At 68.0% G+C, this 15,978-nt stretch carries 15 protein-coding genes; 5 read left to right on the forward strand and 10 right to left on the reverse strand.

The annotated features are described in order from the left end of the window. Positions 1-160 precede the first annotated feature (160 nt). Entirely contained in the window at positions 161-1,165 is a 1,005-nt protein-coding gene (locus tag PU630_RS10845; RefSeq protein WP_275277082.1) for an isopenicillin N synthase family dioxygenase, read from the forward strand. A 106-nt stretch (positions 1,166-1,271) separates the two neighbouring features. Here PU630_RS10845 and rpsO read toward each other — a convergent pair whose 3' ends face one another. Both rpsO and PU630_RS10855 read right to left on the reverse strand, forming a co-directional pair. Continuing rightward, on the reverse strand, positions 1,272-1,541 hold the full coding sequence (rpsO, locus tag PU630_RS10850; protein WP_275277083.1) for a 30S ribosomal protein S15: 270 nt from the start codon (positions 1,539-1,541) through the stop codon (positions 1,272-1,274). 274 nt (positions 1,542-1,815) lie between these two features. Then, positions 1,816-3,429: an HNH endonuclease signature motif containing protein gene (locus PU630_RS10855; protein ID WP_275277084.1), complete on the reverse strand. Its 1,614-nt coding sequence runs from the start codon at positions 3,427-3,429 to the stop codon at positions 1,816-1,818. Positions 3,430-3,683: 254 nt separating this feature from the next. Here PU630_RS10855 and PU630_RS10860 point away from each other — a divergent pair, with 254 nt between their 5' ends. Together PU630_RS10860 and PU630_RS10865 are read left to right on the forward strand one after the other, a co-directional pair. Beyond that, entirely contained in the window at positions 3,684-3,833 is a 150-nt protein-coding gene (locus tag PU630_RS10860; protein WP_275277085.1) for a DUF167 domain-containing protein, read from the forward strand. Positions 3,834-3,871: 38 nt separating this feature from the next. After that, positions 3,872-5,179, forward strand: coding sequence for an MFS transporter (locus PU630_RS10865; RefSeq protein ID WP_275277086.1), 1,308 nt, complete (start codon positions 3,872-3,874; stop codon positions 5,177-5,179). Positions 5,180-5,245: 66 nt separating this feature from the next. Here PU630_RS10865 and PU630_RS10870 read toward each other — a convergent pair whose 3' ends face one another. The 3 genes from PU630_RS10870 to PU630_RS10880 all read right to left on the reverse strand — a co-directional run bounded on the left by PU630_RS10870 (position 5,246) and on the right by PU630_RS10880 (position 7,680). Then, positions 5,246-5,815 (reverse strand): YceI family protein, encoded by a 570-nt coding sequence (locus PU630_RS10870; RefSeq protein WP_275277087.1) that lies wholly within the window; start codon positions 5,813-5,815, stop codon positions 5,246-5,248. A gap of 147 nt (positions 5,816-5,962) precedes the next feature. Then, positions 5,963-6,331 (reverse strand): FKBP-type peptidyl-prolyl cis-trans isomerase, encoded by a 369-nt coding sequence (locus PU630_RS10875; protein ID WP_275277088.1) that lies wholly within the window; start codon positions 6,329-6,331, stop codon positions 5,963-5,965. 167 nt (positions 6,332-6,498) lie between these two features. Further along, positions 6,499-7,680, reverse strand: coding sequence for a PrsW family intramembrane metalloprotease (locus tag PU630_RS10880; protein WP_275277089.1), 1,182 nt, complete (start codon positions 7,678-7,680; stop codon positions 6,499-6,501). An 83-nt stretch (positions 7,681-7,763) separates the two neighbouring features. On the opposite strand from PU630_RS10880, the gene PU630_RS10885 reads away from it, so the two are divergent. After that, positions 7,764-8,630 (forward strand): fumarylacetoacetate hydrolase family protein, encoded by an 867-nt coding sequence (locus PU630_RS10885; protein WP_275277090.1) that lies wholly within the window; start codon positions 7,764-7,766, stop codon positions 8,628-8,630. A 56-nt stretch (positions 8,631-8,686) separates the two neighbouring features. Here the strand turns inward: PU630_RS10885 and PU630_RS10890 are convergent, their stop codons facing one another. The 5 genes from PU630_RS10890 to PU630_RS10910 all read right to left on the reverse strand — a co-directional run bounded on the left by PU630_RS10890 (position 8,687) and on the right by PU630_RS10910 (position 13,655). Beyond that, positions 8,687-9,223 (reverse strand): DUF4190 domain-containing protein, encoded by a 537-nt coding sequence (locus PU630_RS10890; protein ID WP_275277091.1) that lies wholly within the window; start codon positions 9,221-9,223, stop codon positions 8,687-8,689. 87 nt (positions 9,224-9,310) lie between these two features. After that, complete coding sequence (locus PU630_RS10895) at positions 9,311-10,777, reverse strand: aspartate ammonia-lyase (RefSeq protein WP_275277092.1); 1,467 nt, start codon at positions 10,775-10,777, stop codon at positions 9,311-9,313. A 116-nt stretch (positions 10,778-10,893) separates the two neighbouring features. After that, complete coding sequence (locus PU630_RS10900) at positions 10,894-11,805, reverse strand: metallophosphoesterase (RefSeq protein ID WP_275277093.1); 912 nt, start codon at positions 11,803-11,805, stop codon at positions 10,894-10,896. A 39-nt stretch (positions 11,806-11,844) separates the two neighbouring features. Further along, on the reverse strand, positions 11,845-12,177 hold the full coding sequence (locus tag PU630_RS10905) for a peptidase (RefSeq protein ID WP_275277094.1): 333 nt from the start codon (positions 12,175-12,177) through the stop codon (positions 11,845-11,847). Further along, positions 12,174-13,655: an inorganic phosphate transporter gene (locus PU630_RS10910; RefSeq protein WP_275277095.1), complete on the reverse strand. Its 1,482-nt coding sequence runs from the start codon at positions 13,653-13,655 to the stop codon at positions 12,174-12,176. The genes PU630_RS10905 and PU630_RS10910 overlap by 4 nt, the downstream gene beginning before the upstream one ends. 169 nt (positions 13,656-13,824) lie before the next feature. Between PU630_RS10910 and PU630_RS10915 the strand changes: the two genes are divergently transcribed. Continuing rightward, the gene (locus PU630_RS10915; RefSeq protein WP_275277096.1) at positions 13,825-15,948 is read left to right on the forward strand and encodes a S9 family peptidase; all 2,124 of its coding nucleotides are present in this window, start codon (positions 13,825-13,827) and stop codon (positions 15,946-15,948) included. The last annotated feature ends 30 nt before the right edge of the window (positions 15,949-15,978 follow it).

Raw genomic sequence — 15,978 nt, forward strand, 5'->3', positions numbered from 1 at the left:
GTGACATCCGTTTCTATTCAAGTGAATGCACTTGGTGAAACGCACGCGAAGCCAGGTTATTCCCGGATGATGGATGCCACATGGGTAACACGGCGTCACGGCGTGGTCATCTGCGGCAACACACGGGCACAGGACTGCGGCATCCGTCTACCGTCATCCCATGAGCCAGACGAACCTGCCGATCCTCGATCTGTCACGGTTGGATGCCGGAGCCGACGCCGCCGCGCAGTTCCGCGACGATCTGCGGACCGCCACCCACGATGTGGGCTTCTTCTACCTCACCGGCACGGGCGTTTCGCCCGAGCATGAAGCGCGCTTGCTGCGCACCGCGCGTGCGTTCTTTGCGTTGTCCGAAGCCGACAAGCTCGCCATCGAGAACGTGAACAGCCCGCACTTCCGCGGCTACACGCGCATCGGCGGCGAGCGGACACAGGGCACGGTCGACTGGCGTGAGCAGATCGACATCGGACCGGAGCGCGCCGCCGTCGAGTGGGACGGCGCGCCGGCGTTCGCGCGGCTCATCGGGCCGAACCTGTGGCCGGCCGCACTTCCCGAACTGCGCGAGGTCGTCACCGAGTGGGAAGACCGACTGCGAGGGGTGTCACGGAAGCTGCTGCGGGCGTGGGCGCTGTCACTGGGTGCGGAAGAGTCGTACTTCGACGCACACTTCGGTGAGCCGTCGACACTGACGAAGATCGTGCGCTATCCCGGCAAGGAGGATCCGAGTCAGGGTGTGGGTGCGCACAAGGATTCAGGGGTGCTCACGCTGCTGTGGGTCGAGCCTGGGAAGGGCGGCCTGCAGGTCGAGCGCGACGGCGCGTGGGTGGATGCCCCGCCGGTTCCGGGCGCGTTCGTCGTGAACATCGGCGAACAGCTCGAGTATGCGACGCAGGGCTATCTGAAGGCGACGAATCACCGGGTGATCTCGCCGCGATTCCCCGACGATCGCATCTCGGTGCCGTTCTTCTTCAACCCGCAGCTGGACCGCACGCTGCCGCTCATCGAGCTGCCCGCGGAGTTGGCCGCGCAGGCACGCGGCGTCACGCAGGACCCGATGAACCCCATCCACGCGCTGTACGGCGAGAACGCGCTGAAGTCGCGCCTGCGCGCACACCCGGATGTCGCGGAGCGTTGGCATTCGGATCTGCTCGGCGCTGGTCGTTGAGCGAACGAAGCGCGCCGAAACGACAGTCCAGACACAAAGCTGAGGGCCGCCCCACACCAGGGGCGGCCCTCACAAGAATGTTTGGAGCGATTGAACGCTGGTCGCGCTAGCGGCGGAGTCCGAGACGCTCGATCAACGACCGATAACGGTTGATGTCGACGTCCTGGAGGTAGCCGAGCAGACGGCGGCGCTGACCGACGAGCAAGAAGAGGCCACGACGCGAGTGGTGGTCGTGCTTGTGCTCCTTCAGGTGCTCGGTGAGGTCCTTGATGCGCTGCGTCAGCATCGCAACCTGCACCTCGGGGGAACCGGTGTCACCGGGGTGCGTCGCGTACTCTTCGATGATCGCCTTCTTGACTTCTGCCTCGAGTGCCATAAAGCGGTCCCCTTTCCATCCGTTGCGCGGTGCCCGTCGCCCAGTGCGCGAGCTCTCTTTATCCGCGGCCGATTCTCACGGCAACCGAATCAGTCTACAGCATTGCGCGGCCACGCCGCCCACCGCCCGGGGAGCGCCCGCGCCACACGCGAGCTGCTCCCGGAGCTCACATACTCGCTGTACCCGCCGCCGACGATGGCCAGCACCGCTCCGACGTCCTCTACGCTTTGCCCACTTGACGAATACGCAGGGGCGCCACCCGCACCGCCTTCGGTCAGAAGGGTGCGGGGTCGTTCGCGTATTGCGCCGCGATCGTGTGCCGGTCGTGGGGGTCGGGGTCGATCAGGGCGGCGATCTCGAATCTGACGGTGCCTGGCGGTCTTGTCACGTACGTGCGTTTCGTGGGCGAGGTGAAGATCAGCACCCCGCCGGAGAGTTGTTCGACCTCCCAGGCGGTGTCGTGTTTGACGGTGTGATGGCGTTTGCAGAAATGCTCCAGGTTGCACAGGCATGTCGGGCCGCCCGCGGCGTGCGGGATCGTGTGGTCGATGTCACATTTTTGCGCACGTCTGCGGCATCCGGGGAACCGGCATTGCCGGTCTCGGGCCTGCAGGAATCGTTTCTGCTTCTTGGAGGGCCGGTACCGGTCCACACAGACCGGGACCCCGGTGACCGGGTCGGTGAACACCCGGCTCCACATCGCACACCCACCCGCCAGCCGCCTGGCCGTGTCGTCGTCGATCGGCCCGAACCCGTCGACGACCGCGCCGCCCACCCGGGCACCGGTGATCACCTCGGCCGGGATGGTGACCTGCACCTCCGGGCGGATCGCGGAGAGCGCATCCCGCGCCTGATCATCGGCCCCGTGCCCGGTGAACGGGGCGGCCAGCAGCAGATCGCAGAACATGTCCGCCATGATCTGCGCCACCGACCGCCCATCGAACACCGGGGCCTCCGCCCCGCCAGAATCAGCACCGGCCTCGGCGTTGCCGACGTTGCCGGCGTTGCCGCCCGCGGCCTCGGAACCGGCCGCGCGCTCGGAGCCGGCACCGGTGCCGGTACCGGCGGCCGCGCGCTCGGTCTCCGCATCGGCGGCGACGATATCAGCGTCGCCGGTTCCGGCGGGTCTGGCTGCCGCAGGTCCGGCAGCACCGGACTCGGCGTCAGCGCCGGACTGCGTCGCCGCGGTGCCCGCGTCGTGCTCCGTCTTCTCGGCCTGGTTCTGCGCGAACAGCACGGTCGCCGCTTCCCGCAGCCGGGCCACCACACCCACACCCTCGGCGGTCGGGACGTCCGCGGTGATCCGGGCAAGACCAGGCTCCACCTCCCGCACCGACACCTTCCGCCGCGCCACAGCCTCCCGCACCCGCTGCTGGGTCCCTTCCGGATCCAACCGGACCACCAGGCCCGAAAGGGCGGCCTTCAACTGCGCCGGCGTCATCTCCCGGGCCATATCCCGCGCAACCGCCTCGAACTGGCACCGCACACCCTCATCGGCGATCTGCACACCGGCCTCCGCGATCAGGATCGCGTGCTCCCCGGAGAACTCACCGCCACTGGCATCACACAACGTCTCATAGAACGACCCCGTCAGCGTGGACGCCTGCGACACCTTCCGCGCCACCTGCCACTCGCTCAGACGCAGCCCCGCCGCCAACTCCGCGAACAACTCCCGCATCGCCAACTGCGACGCATCCACCACCGCACCCTCACGCCCACCCCGGGCCGCACGCTCGGCCTCACGCCGCCGCACCAGATCCGCGACTCGGGCGAAGAAGAACATCTCCGCCGCAAACGCCCGCCCCGCAGCCGCCCGCGAGGACACCAGAGAATCCAGCAGTTCATCCACCTCAGACAGAACCGGAGCCACACCCGTCGACAGTGACACGATGAGCCTCCTTCCCTGGATGAACCGATACCCCCATAGTATCGAACATGCGTACGTATTACAAGGGCGGGTTTGATGACTCTCACCTGTTTTCGGTGCTCACGGCGTTCCCCCCGAGACAAAACACCATCGGCATCGTGAACAATGATCATTCGTATTTTCGTATGGGTTCGGGTGTCGTTCACCCACGGTGCACGAACCACCATCCCCCTCACAATGCCACCGCCCGGCATCCGCCCCGCGCCGACGGTCTCGTGGCGTACGTCCGCGAGCGCGCCGTCGACGGCGCGGCCAACGCAGGCGTCGAGCGCACGCTGGCCGCGCATTTCGGCGTCGCACCCCGCGCCGTGCGCATCGTGCGCGGCCACACGGCGCGGATCAAGCGGATCGAGATCGACGAGTAATCTCTTCTCGTGCGACGCGCGATGTGGACACTCCGGTGATGGCGAGGCTCTCGCGTGAGCATTTCATCGACCTGCGTCCGCTGACCACGTCCCCCGCGTTCGCCCGCCTGTGGATCGGCTCGACCCTCTCGGGCTTGGGCGGCCAGCTCACGATCGTCGCGGTGATGCTGCAGATGTACGCCATCACGCACGACACCTTCGCGGTGTCGATGATCGCCGTCGCCGGCCTTGTGCCCATGATCATCGCGGGCCTGTACGGCGGGATGCTCGCCGACGCCTTCGACCGCCGCGTCGTCGCGCTGCTTGCGGCATCCGTCACCTTCGCCTCCACCCTGCTGCTGGCCGTCCTCACCTGGGGCGGCTGGGAGAACCAGTGGTGGCTGTACGCGCTGTCGATCGTGAATTCCGCGGCCAACTCGATCGTGCAGGCCGCACGCTCGGCCATCGTGCCGCGGCTGATCCCGATCGAGCTGCTGCCGGCTGCCTCAGCGCTGGGCGGCATTTCCAGCGGTCTCATGATCATGGCCGGCCCTGCGTTGGCCGGCGTGCTGGTCGCGGTGTCGGGCTACGGCTGGACGTACACGATCGACGTCATCATGATGACGTCGCTGTTCCTCGGCCTGTGGACCCTGCCCTCGATCCGCCCGGAGGGCACTATCGTGCGCCCCGGACTCGAATCGCTCAAGGACGGCTGGCGGTTCCTCAAGCGCGCGTCGAACATCCGCGTGCAGTACCTCGTCGACATCACGGCGATGACATTCGGTCAGCCGCTCACGCTCTTCCCCGCGATCGGCGCGGTGCTGCTCGGCGGCGGCGCCATCACCACCGGCGTGCTCACCGCGGCGGTCGCCGTGGGCGCATTCGGCTCGAGCCTGTTCTCCGGCCCGGTCGGGCGCGTGCGCCGCCACGGCCTGGGCATCGAGCGCGCCGTCATCGTGTACGGGGCGGCGATCCTCGCGTTCGGACTCGTGCTGGGAGCGGCGGCCCTCGGCTGGTTCGCGCCGGCCGATCTCGGCGAGCACTCCGCCAACGTCGCCCTGATCGCCGTCGGCGCGCTCATGCTCGCGATCTCGGGCGCAGCCGACAACGTCAGCGCCATCTACCGCTCGACGATGATGCAGTCCGCCGTGCCCGACGCGATCCGCGGGCGGTTGCAGGGCATCTTCATCGTCGTGGTCGCGGGCGGACCGCGCGTGGGCGCCCTCTACGCCGGAGCCCTCGCGACCGTCACGGCCCTGTGGTTCCCTCCGCTGCTGGGCGGCGTCATCATCATGGGCCTCGTCGCTCTGCTGGTGCGGATGCACCCGAGGTTCCGCGCGTACGACGCCCTGCACCCGGAGCCCTGACCCGCACAACGACGGAAACGACGGAGGGGTGGATGCCACAGCATCCACTCCTCCGAAGAAACAGACTCAGTCCTGCTGGAGCGAACCCTGCAGATCGAGCTCGATGGTGACGTCCTTGCCGACGAGCACGCCGCCGGTCTCGAGCGCGGCGTTCCAGGTCAGGCCGAAGTCCTCACGGTTGATGACCGTCGTGGCGGTCGCGCCGGCCTTGTAGTTGCCGAAGGGGTCCTGGCCGAAGCCGCCGAAGTCGACATCGAAGGTGACGGGCTTGGTGACACCGTGCAGGGTCAGCTCGCCGTCGACGAGGAACTTGCCACCCTCGAGGCGCACGCCGGTGGAGTGGAACTCCATCGTCGGGTAGGTCTCGGCGTCGAAGAAGTCCGCGGAGCGCAGGTGCGTGTCGCGGCCCTCGTCACGCGTGTTGACCGACGTCACGTCGACGGTCGCCTCGATCTTCGCGTCGAACGGGTTCTCCGGCGCGATGATCGTGGCGCTCTTCACACCGAAGGTGCCGCGCACCTTGGAGATCATCATGTGGCGGACGGTGAACTGCACGTCGCTGTGGGCGGCGTCGAGCACCCAGGTGCCCGCCTTGTAACCGGCGATCTCGGGGGTGGCGGTCGTGGTGTCTGTCATTTGTCGATCCTTCTGATGGGGGTGTGCGGGGCGTCCTTTCGGACGCGTACGAGTGATGAAACGGTCCGCGGGCGAGGTCTATTCCCATGAATTAAAAAAGGAGGGGATGCCGCAGCCCGCGGCATCCCCCGACACTCCTGCGTGCTGCTACGCGACGTCGATGAGGTCGATGACGAAGATGAGCGTCTTACCGCCCAAGAAATGACCGCCCGCCGGGCCGTAGGCCAGATGCGGCGGGATGACCAGCTCGCGGCGGCCACCGACCTTCATGCCCGGGATGCCGTCTTGCCAGCCCTGGATGAGGCCGCGCAACGGGAACTGGATGGATTCACCGCGGTTCCACGACGAGTCGAACTCCTCACCGGTCTCGTACTCGACGCCCAGGTAGTGCACGGTGACGGTGTCGCCGGGCTGCGCCTCGGCGCCGTCCCCGACGATCAGGTCGCGGATGACGAGGTCGGACGGCGCGGGCCCCTCAGGGGCGTCGATCTCGGGCTTCGTGCGGTTGTCAGTCATGTCTTCCATCCAACCCGACGCGACCCGAGCGGTCAACGCAGAAGCCGAGCAGAGAACGAGCCCAGGGCAAAGACTCAGCGCCCGGTGCCGCGGCGATGCCTGCGTGTCTACCGAGCGCTGAGTTGATCTGTCACCAGGATGACACTCCCTCCCGGACCCGTCAAGCATCAGGGCGGGAACAGCGCGCGCCGTGCGGCGATCGTGCGGGCCAGCAGCGTGCTCTCGTCCGAGGCCGCGTTCTTGTCGCGCCCGCTCACGATGCGCTGCCGCACCGTGGCGAGCGTCGTGGCATCCCGGATGAACCCCTTCATGACGCCGGTGCGATCCCCGCGCAGGGTACGCGACCATTCCAGTGCCGAACGGCGACCGCGTCGGGTGGCCAGCATCGTGACTTCCTGCGGCGTGAACCAGCCCGCCGCCGCGTACTCGCCCAGCCGCTCGGCCGTCAGCCTCCGTTCCTCGCGGAGCAGCAGGACGATGCCGACGATGAACAGCACGAACAGCGGCACCTGCAAGGTGGCATACAGCGCGAAGAAGTCGAAGAACTGCGCCGAGCCGTTCCACAGCCCGTGCAGCATCGCCGCCCCTGCCATCCCGACGAACCACGGTCCGATCGCCGCGCCGGTGCTGTGGCCACGGCGAGCCGCCAGCCCCAGCGCGAAGCCGGTCACGCTCGTGAACATGACGTGCGCGAACGGCGAGAGGATGCCCCGGAGGAAGAACGTCATCGTCAGCTGGCCCGCGCCACCCTCGATCATGCTGACCGCGAAGTACTGGATGTTCTCGGTGAAGGCGAACCCCGCTGCCACCAGTGCCCCGTAGACGACGCCGTCGACCGGGCCGTCGAATGCCCGCCGCGCGGTGGCGAAGACGAGGAAGACACCCAGTCCCTTTGCGAACTCCTCCACGATCGGCGCCTGCACGACAGCCTGCACCGCCTCCCGCGCGGGGGTGTCGGCACTGCCGAACAGGAGCGTCAGAAGCAGATCGACGCCGAGGGCGATGGCGACGGCGGCGATCGCCCCCCACGCGACGGCGAAGATCACGAGGCTGCGCGGTTCGGGCTCCCACCGGTCGATGAGGCGCACCGCCAGCAGGACGGCCGTCAGCGGGAGCAGCGCGATGATCAGACCGATGATGGATGCCGCGGGCCCGAGAGCCTCCAGAAAGTACGCCGCCACGCCCAGCAGCACGACCACCAGCACGCCGAACAGCCAAGGCAACGCACGCCGCCCCTTCGACGGCAACGTCGGCAGCGTCGGCAGCGCGGCAGGCGCCGGCGCAGGAGCCGGTGCGGTCGGTGTCGGCGCGCCGTCATAACCGCGCGCGAGCGGGGAGGGATACGACATGACGATCAGCATACGGGGACGCTGATGCGTGCCATCGGGCCGTGGCCTGACGTGCTCTCAGCAGCGGGCGGTAGCCTCGAAGGATGCGCTTTGCCCACGTTCTCGCCCCTGGTCGCCCCGAACCGACACTGGCGGCGGTCACGGGCGGCGGAGCGCACCTGGTACCCGATCTGGTCGACGACGGCCCGGCGACGCTCGAGCAGCTCATCGCCGGCGGAGACGATCTGTTGGACCGGGTGCGGGATGCCGCAGACGCCGCCGGGACGGGGCATCCTCTCGACGGCCTCGGCTTCGCCTCGGCGGTCCTCGCACCCCCGGTCGTGCTGGCGATCGGTCTGAACTACGCGGCGCACGCGAGCGAGCTCGCGTTGAAGGCCGACACCGCGCCCACCGTGTTCACGCTGTGGCCGAACTCGCTGTCGGGACACGACGCGACGACATCGTGGCCGCGCGCACTCAGCGAGTCGGTCGACTACGAGGCCGAGCTCGGCGTCATCATCGGCACGCCGGCACGGAACGTCGCGGCCGATGACGCCCTCGACCATGTCTGGGGATACACCGTCGTCAACGACATCACGGCCCGCGACATCCAGTTCTCCGAAGCGCAGTGGTGCCGCTGCAAGTCGTTCGACGGGTTCACCCCGACCGGCCCGTTCGTCGTCACCGCCGACGAGGTGCCCGATCCGCAGGACCTGCACATCTGGACGATCGTGGACGGGCACACGGTGCAGGACGCCTCGACCGAGCAGATGATCCGGCCGGTGAGCACGCTGGTCGCGCACCTCTCGCAGTCGATCACCCTCTTGCCCGGCACGCTCATCTCGACCGGATCCCCCGGCGGCGCGGGTTACTCGCGCGAGCCGCAGATCTTCCTGCGCGACCGGTCGACCGTCACGGTCGGCATCGACGGAATCGGCGAGCTGACCACGCACTGCCGCATCCTGGACTGAAGAAGTGAACGTGAAGGGGCGGCGGATCACTCCGCCGCCCCTTCACGTTCACCGTGTCAGTACGAGCTCGACGCGCAGGGGAACGAGAAGCCCCACACCTGCACGACCGTGTTCGGATCGGTGACGCACTGCTGTGCCGCCCCGGCCACCGCCGCGAGGAAGGAGAAGAGGACGATCAGGCCGATGATCGTCAGCACGAGCACAATCGCGCCGATGATGATCGCGGCGAGCGCCAGACCGTTCTTCTGGCCGGCCTTCTTGCTCTGCGACAGCGCGACGATGCCGAGGATCAAGCCGATCAGCGCTCCCAGCCCGCTGGTGACAAGTCCGACCAGCGAGAGGATGAAGGCGACGATTCCCATCGTCTTGCCGGGGTAGGTCGTCGACGGCGCGGGCTGGCCGTAGGCGGGCGCCTGAGGGTAGCCGGCGCCGTATGCCGGCGCCTGACCGTACGGAGCCTCACCGGCTGTCGGCGCCTGCGCGTACGCGGGCGGCTCAGGAGCGGGAGGCGCTGTCGGCGGCTGCTCGGGCTGCTGCGGCTGGCCGGACTGGCCGGGCTGCTGCGGCTGCTCGGGGTTCTGCGGGTCGGACATGGAGTACCTCCGGTACGGGACAGATTCGTCCCCCACGCTATCGGCCGCGGCTTCGCACCGACAGCCCCCGAGACGTCGTGTCGCCGATCAGACGTTCTCGTCGACCACGACATTCTCGGCGGCCTGGACCACCGGGATCGCCGCCGTCATCGTCTCCAGCCCCGACAAGCGCGCCGGCGAAAGCTGCTTGGACACCTCTTCGCGTGTCATGAGGCCCGCCTCGACGACCAGGTCGGCGATGTTGCGGTGCGTGAGCAGGGCGGTCTTGGCGAGTGCCGCTGACGCGGCGTACCCGAGGAACGGCGTCAGCGCGGTCACGACGCCCACCGACGAGCCGACCATCGCGCCCAGCCGCTCACGGTTCGCGGTGATGCCGTCGACGCAGTTGACGCGCAGCGTCCACATGGCCTGCCGCATCCACGTGATCGACTGGAAGATCGAGTGGGCGATCACCGGCTCGAACGCGTTGAGCTGCAGCTGGCCGCCCTCGACCGCCATGGTGACGGTCATGTCGGCGCCGACGACCGAGAAGGCCACCTGGTTCACGACCTCGGGGATGATCGGGTTGACCTTGCCCGGCATGATCGACGAGCCGGCCGCGCGGGCCGGCAGATTGATCTCGCCGAGGCCCGCCTGCGGGCCGCTGGAGAGCAGACGCAGATCGTTGCAGATCTTCGAGAGCTTGATCGCGTTGCGCTTCAGCGACGAGGAGAACGACATGAACGAGCCGGTGTCACTCGTCGCCTCGACGAGGTCGGACGCCGTCGACAGGTCGACGCCGGAGATCTCGCGCAGGTGACGCAGCACCGAGCGAGCGTAGCCGGGGTGCGTCGTGATGCCGGTGCCGATGGCGGTGGCGCCCATGTTTATCTCGGTGAGCAGACTCGCGTTCTCCGTGAGGCGCTGCAGGTCTTCGCCCAGTGTCGTGGCGAAGCCGTGGAACTCCTGCCCCAGCGTCATCGGCACGGCGTCCTGCAGCTGCGTGCGGCCGACCTTGAGCACGTCGTGGAACTCGACGGCCTTGTTCAGGAAGCTCTTGCGCAGCAGATCGAGCTCGTCGAGCAGGGTGCGCAGCACGAGTGACAGGCCGATCTTGATGGCCGTCGGATACACGTCGTTCGTCGACTGGCTGCGGTTGGTGTCGTCGATCGGGGCCAGGAACGCGTAGTCGCCCTTCTCCCGCCCGGCCAGCTCGAGCGCGACGTTGGTGATGACCTCATTCGCGTTCATGTTGGTGGAGGTGCCGGCGCCGCCCTGAATGACGCCCACGACGAACTGGTCGTGGTACTTGCCGTCGATCACGAGCTGCGACGCGCGGTCGATGAGGTCGGCCTTGTCGTGCGAGAGCACGCCGATCTCGGCATTCGCCCGGGCCGAGGCCTGCTTGACCATGGCCAGCGCTCGCACGAAATCGCTGTAGACCGAGATCGGCCGTTTCGCGATCGGGAAGTTCTCCAGAGCCCGTTCGGTATGGATGCCCCAGTAGGCATCGGCGGGGATTTCGAGGGAGCCGAGCGAGTCGGTCTCGGTGCGGGTGCGCGACGTTGCGGCCATTGTGCGTCCTTGTGGGTCACGACGGATCGGTGGTGTTCTCGAGCCTACTCGCCCACTCCCCCGCCCATTCTGTACGTGGTGGCGAGGCGATTCGCTCGATTGGACGCGACGTATGCTCACCGGAGAGGTTTGCGAGAGAACGCCTCGTGTCGCTCCCGGGGAGTGAGCGCGGCCATGCGCGCAAGCCACGCCTCATCGAAGAAGTCGGCGGTCGGCGCCTCGACCACCGGCACCACCGCGTGCGTGATCGTGTCGTCGTACACGTGCACGAGGTGGAACGACTGCGCGGCATCCATTCCGTTCACCCGTGCGGCGGGACGCGCGAGGTTCATGGTGTAGCACGTGGCGGCCGCCACGCTCACGTCGACACCGGCGAACATGCCGTGGGTGGAATAGTGCAGATGGCCGGCCAGGATGCTGCGGACATCGCTGCCGCGGACCACCTCCGCCAGCGCGTCTTGATGCCGCAGCTCGAGGATGTCGAACAGCGGCAGATGGCTGGGCAGCGGCGGGTGGTGCAGAGCGAGGACCGTCCCCAGTGGCGCTGGCTCGGCCAGCACCTCGCGCAGCCATGCGAGCTGGGCCTCGTCGAGGTCGCCGTGGTGCCAGCCGGGCACCGAGGTGTCGAGCGCGACCAGGCGCAGACCGCGCAGGTCGTAGACGGCCGTCACCGGCTCTTGGCTCGGCTGCTCGCCGAGCAGGTCACGATGCAGTTCGGGCCGCTCGTCGTGATTGCCCGCCACCCACACCAATTGGGCGCCCAGCCGGTGCGCCACCGGCTCGACCGCCGCCTTCAGCGCGGCATATGCCGCGGGCTCGCCGAGGTCGGTGAGGTCGCCGGTGAAGACGATGGCGTCGGGATGGACGGCGAGCGCCTCTATCGCGACGAGCGTGCGCTCGAGATTGCCGGCGGTGTCGTAGGCGCCGCCGAGCGGCCTGTTGCCCGCGAGGAAGTGCGTGTCGCTGACATGCACGATCACCCGCCGGGCGGGCTCATGCGATCCGAACTGGACGGGAGCGGCATCCATGTCCCCACCCTAACGAGGGGGTCCCCCACCGCTGTGCAGTCAGTGCAGGACGATCAGCAGGATGCCGCCGAGCACGGCCAGCGCACACAGGCCGAAGGATCCATAGGCGGCGAACAGTGCAAGGGTCTTCTGTCCCTGGGTGAGCGGACTCTTCTTCGCCGCCTTCGCCGCGGCCTTCTCGGCCTTGGCCGCCTGCTTCGGGCTGATCACCGTGATCGCATCGGTGAACTCCGCCGGTGCCACCACCGGCACCCGCCCCGCGCGCACGAGCATGCGCAGCCCGGCCGCATAGAAGCCGACCACGAGCACGGCGCCGATGAGTGCCACGACGAACACGCGGATGAACGCCAACCAATCGATGTCGAGACTCATTTGCCGCCCTTCCCGGCTTCGGCCTTCTTGCCCTCGGGCTTCTTCGCGCCCGGAGCATCCTTCTTCTTGCCGTCGCCGTTCGCAGATTTCTTCTTGGCGTCGGCCTTCTTCTTGGCGTCCGACTTCTTCTTCTCGTCGGAGCTCTTCTTCGCGTCGGCCTTGGCCTTGGCCTTCTTCTCGGCTTTGCGGCGTGCCTCCTCATCGGCACGGCGGCGCTCGCGCTCGCGCTCCTCGGCCTTGCGGCGGGCCTTCTCCTCGGCCTTCAGTCGCTCCTGCTCACGAATGATCGCGCGCTGCCGGCGCGTGGGCGGCGGGTTCTTCTTGACCTTGATCGCGCGCCCCGACTCGGCGACGTCGCTCATCGCGTTTGCCGCGGTGACGGCGTCACGACGCGATCGCAGGAACAGCGCGATGATCACCACGAGGGCGATGACGGCATCCACCAGCAGACCCCAGGTGGGCAGCCAGCGAACGATGAGGGCGGCGAATGCCCCCACGAGACCTGCCGCCGGGAGCGTCAGCAGCCAGCCGATGGCGATCTTGCCGGCCGTGCCCCAACGCACCTTCGAGCCGCGTCGGCCCAGGCCCGATCCGATCACCGATCCGGATGCGACCTGCGTGGTCGACAGCGCGAAGCCGAGGGCGCTGGAGGCGAGGATCGTGGCTGCCGTCGACGTCTCGGCGGAGAAGCCCTGCGCCGGCTTGACGTCGGTGAGTCCCTTGCCGAGGGTGCGGATGATGCGCCAGCCGCCGAGGTAGGTGCCCAGTGCGATAGTGAACGCACAGGCGAAGATCACCCAGATGTGGGGGTCGGCGTTGTCTTTGTCCTGCCACCCGGCCATGATCAGCGCGAGAGTGATGATGCCCATCGTCTTCTGCGCATCGTTCGTGCCGTGGGCGAGGGCGACCATCGACGAGGTGAAGATCTGCCCCCAGCGGAAGCCGCTGCGGCCGTCGGGCTTGCCGTCGTAGCGACGGGTCATCCCGTACGCCATGCGCGTCACGAGGAACGCGATGACCCCGGCGGTGAGCGGAGACAGCAGCGCCGGCAGGATGATCTTGCTCAGCAGCACCCCGAAGTCCACACCCGAGAGGCCGAACCCGACCAGGGTCGCTCCGACCAGCCCCCCGAACAGTGCGTGCGAGGAGCTCGAGGGCAGGCCGAGCAGCCAGGTGAGCATGTTCCAGACGACGGCACCCACCAGGCCGGCGAAGATCAACGGGAGGAAGTCCACATGGCTGGCGCTGATCTGGTCTTCGCGAATGAGGCCGTGGGAGACGGTCTTCGACACCTCCGTCGAAAGGAACGCGCCGACGAGGTTGAGGCCGGCGGCCAGGCCCACCGCGACTTTCGGCTTGAGCGCGCCTGTCGCGATGGGCGTCGCCATCGCGTTCGCGGTGTCATGGAATCCGTTGGTGAAGTCGAAGAACAGAGCCAGCGCGATGACCAGCACGACGATCAGGGCTGCGGTTTCCACCGTTCGCTTTCCGGAGTCAGGGATCGAGGGATGCCGGCGAAGCCGACGATGCGAACGAAGTGTTCACGACTTGGGGATGCCCGGCTGCCCGGTCCCGGGTGAAATCCTCTCATGCCCGCCCTGCCGGTGTGAACCACCGGCTCTCAGATCCGGCGACTAACGTGGTCGCGTGACCGATGTTCGCCGCGCTGCAGCCCCACTCGCTCCCGTCACCCCGCGTCGCCCGATCGAGCGCACGCATCACGGCGACACTTTCATCGACCCGTACGAGTGGTTGCGAGACAAAGAAGACCCTCAGGTCATCGACCATTTGAACGCGGAGAACGCCTATACCGAGGAGCGCACTGCGCACCTCGCGGGCCTGCGCGAGAACGTCTTCAACGAAATCAAAGGACGTACGAAGGAGACCGATCTGTCGGTCCCCATCCGGCAGGGCGACTGGTGGTACTACGGCCGCACGCTCGAGGGCAAGCAGTACGGCATCCACTGCCGCGCGCCGCTCTCGTCGCCCGACGACTGGACGCCCCCCGAGCTGTCGCCCGACACCGAAGTCGACGGCGAGCAGGTCATCCTCGACGGCAACGTCGAGGCCGACGGCCAGGAGTTCTTCTCCCTGGGCAGCTTCGAGGTCTCGAAGGACAGCACACTGCTGCTGTACGGCGTCGACGTCGAAGGCGACGAGCGCTACACGCTCAAGGTGCGCGATCTGCGCACCGGTGAGAACCTGCCCGATGAGATCCCGAACACGTCGGCCGGGGCATCCTTCTCCCCCGACGGCCGCTTCATCGTCTATCTCACCGTCGACGACGCCTGGCGCCCCGACACGGTGTGGCTGCACGAGCTCGGCACCCCCGTGGGCGACGATGTGCAGCTGTTCCATGAGCCCGACGAGCGCTACTGGCTCGGCGCGGGCTTCACCCGCAGCGACCGCTACCTGATGATCGCGGCCGGCTCGTCGATCACGAGCGAGGAATGGCTGGTGGATGCCGCAGACCTGCGCTCGGCGCCGCGTGTGGTGTGGCCGCGCGAGGAGGGGGTCGAATACGACAGCGACCATGCCGTCGTCGACGGCGAGGACGTGCTCTACATCCTGCACAACCGCAACGCGCTGGATTTCGAGCTCGTGCGGGTCGCGGCATCCACCCCCGACGCGTCGCCGACCGTCGTCGTGCCGCACGAGCAGGGGCGCCGGCTGCTGGGCCTGTCGACGTTCCGCGATTTCGCGGTGATCGCGTACCGGCGCGAGGGCCTGGCGCGGCTGGGCATGTTCGACTATGCGACCAGTGCCATCGGTGAGCTCGCCTTCGACGAGCCGCTGTATGCGGCCGGCCTGGCCGGCAACCCGGAGTGGGCACCGCCGGTGCTGCGCCTGGGCTACACGTCGTTCGTCACGCCCAGCACGGTGTACGACTACGTCGTGGCCACCGGCGAGAAACTGCTGCGCAAGCGCCAGCCCGTGCTGGGCGGTTACGACCCCGCCGATTACGACCAGGCTCGGGTGTGGGCGACGGCGCACGACGGCGTGCAGGTACCCATCTCGCTCGTGTGGAAGCGCTCGTTCGGCGCCCCCGACGACGCACCGCGTCCGCTGCATCTGTACGGCTACGGCTCGTATGAGCACTCCATCGAGCCCGGCTTCTCGGTCGCGCGGCTGAGCGAGCTCGACCGCGGCGTGGTGTTCGCCGTGGCGCACGTGCGCGGCGGCGGCGAGATGGGCCGGCAGTGGTACGAGGACGGCAAGACGATGCGCAAGCGCAACACGTTCACCGACTTCCTCGACTGTGCGGAGCATCTCATCGGCGCAGGTTATACGACTCCCGACCGTCTCGTGGCCGAGGGCGGCTCGGCCGGCGGCCTGCTGATGGGCGCCATCGCCAACATGCGGCCCGAGCTGTTCGCCGGCATTCTCGCCGATGTGCCGTTCGTCGATGCGCTGACGTCGATCCTCGACCCGTCGCTGCCGCTCACCGTGATCGAGTGGGACGAGTGGGGCGACCCGCTGCACTCCCCCGCCGTGTACGCGTACATGCAGTCGTACTCGCCGTATGAGAACGTGCGGGAGGATGCCGCATACCCGCGCATCCTCGCGGTCACCTCGCTCAACGACACGCGCGTGCTGTACGTCGAGCCCGCGAAGTGGGTCGCGGCTCTCCGCGAGACCGGAGCCGACGCCCTCCTCAAGTGCGAGATGGTCGCCGGCCACGGCGGCGTGAGCGGGCGCTACAACGCCTGGCGCGAGCGCGCTTACGAGCTCGCCTGGCTGTTCGACGTGCTCGGGGTGGCGGGCGCCTGACAAGCTGTGACAGCCGGTTTCGGCGTGTCG

Origin of the sequence: Microbacterium horticulturae (assembly GCF_029094505.1) — a bacterium.
GTDB classification, from domain to species: domain Bacteria; phylum Actinomycetota; class Actinomycetes; order Actinomycetales; family Microbacteriaceae; genus Microbacterium; species Microbacterium horticulturae.

Coding starts and splice junctions, on each gene's coding strand:
- PU630_RS10845 (WP_275277082.1), top strand. CDS start 161: ATGAGCCAGACGAACCTGCCGATCCTCGATCTGTCACGGTTGGATGCC.
- rpsO (WP_275277083.1), bottom strand. CDS start 1,541: ATGGCACTCGAGGCAGAAGTCAAGAAGGCGATCATCGAAGAGTACGCG.
- PU630_RS10865 (WP_275277086.1), top strand. CDS start 3,872: ATGGCGAGGCTCTCGCGTGAGCATTTCATCGACCTGCGTCCGCTGACC.
- PU630_RS10870 (WP_275277087.1), bottom strand. CDS start 5,815: ATGACAGACACCACGACCGCCACCCCCGAGATCGCCGGTTACAAGGCG.
- PU630_RS10875 (WP_275277088.1), bottom strand. CDS start 6,331: ATGACTGACAACCGCACGAAGCCCGAGATCGACGCCCCTGAGGGGCCC.
- PU630_RS10880 (WP_275277089.1), bottom strand. CDS start 7,680: ATGTCGTATCCCTCCCCGCTCGCGCGCGGTTATGACGGCGCGCCGACA.
- PU630_RS10885 (WP_275277090.1), top strand. CDS start 7,764: ATGCGCTTTGCCCACGTTCTCGCCCCTGGTCGCCCCGAACCGACACTG.
- PU630_RS10890 (WP_275277091.1), bottom strand. CDS start 9,223: ATGTCCGACCCGCAGAACCCCGAGCAGCCGCAGCAGCCCGGCCAGTCC.
- PU630_RS10895 (WP_275277092.1), bottom strand. CDS start 10,777: ATGGCCGCAACGTCGCGCACCCGCACCGAGACCGACTCGCTCGGCTCC.
- PU630_RS10900 (WP_275277093.1), bottom strand. CDS start 11,805: ATGGATGCCGCTCCCGTCCAGTTCGGATCGCATGAGCCCGCCCGGCGG.
- PU630_RS10905 (WP_275277094.1), bottom strand. CDS start 12,177: ATGAGTCTCGACATCGATTGGTTGGCGTTCATCCGCGTGTTCGTCGTG.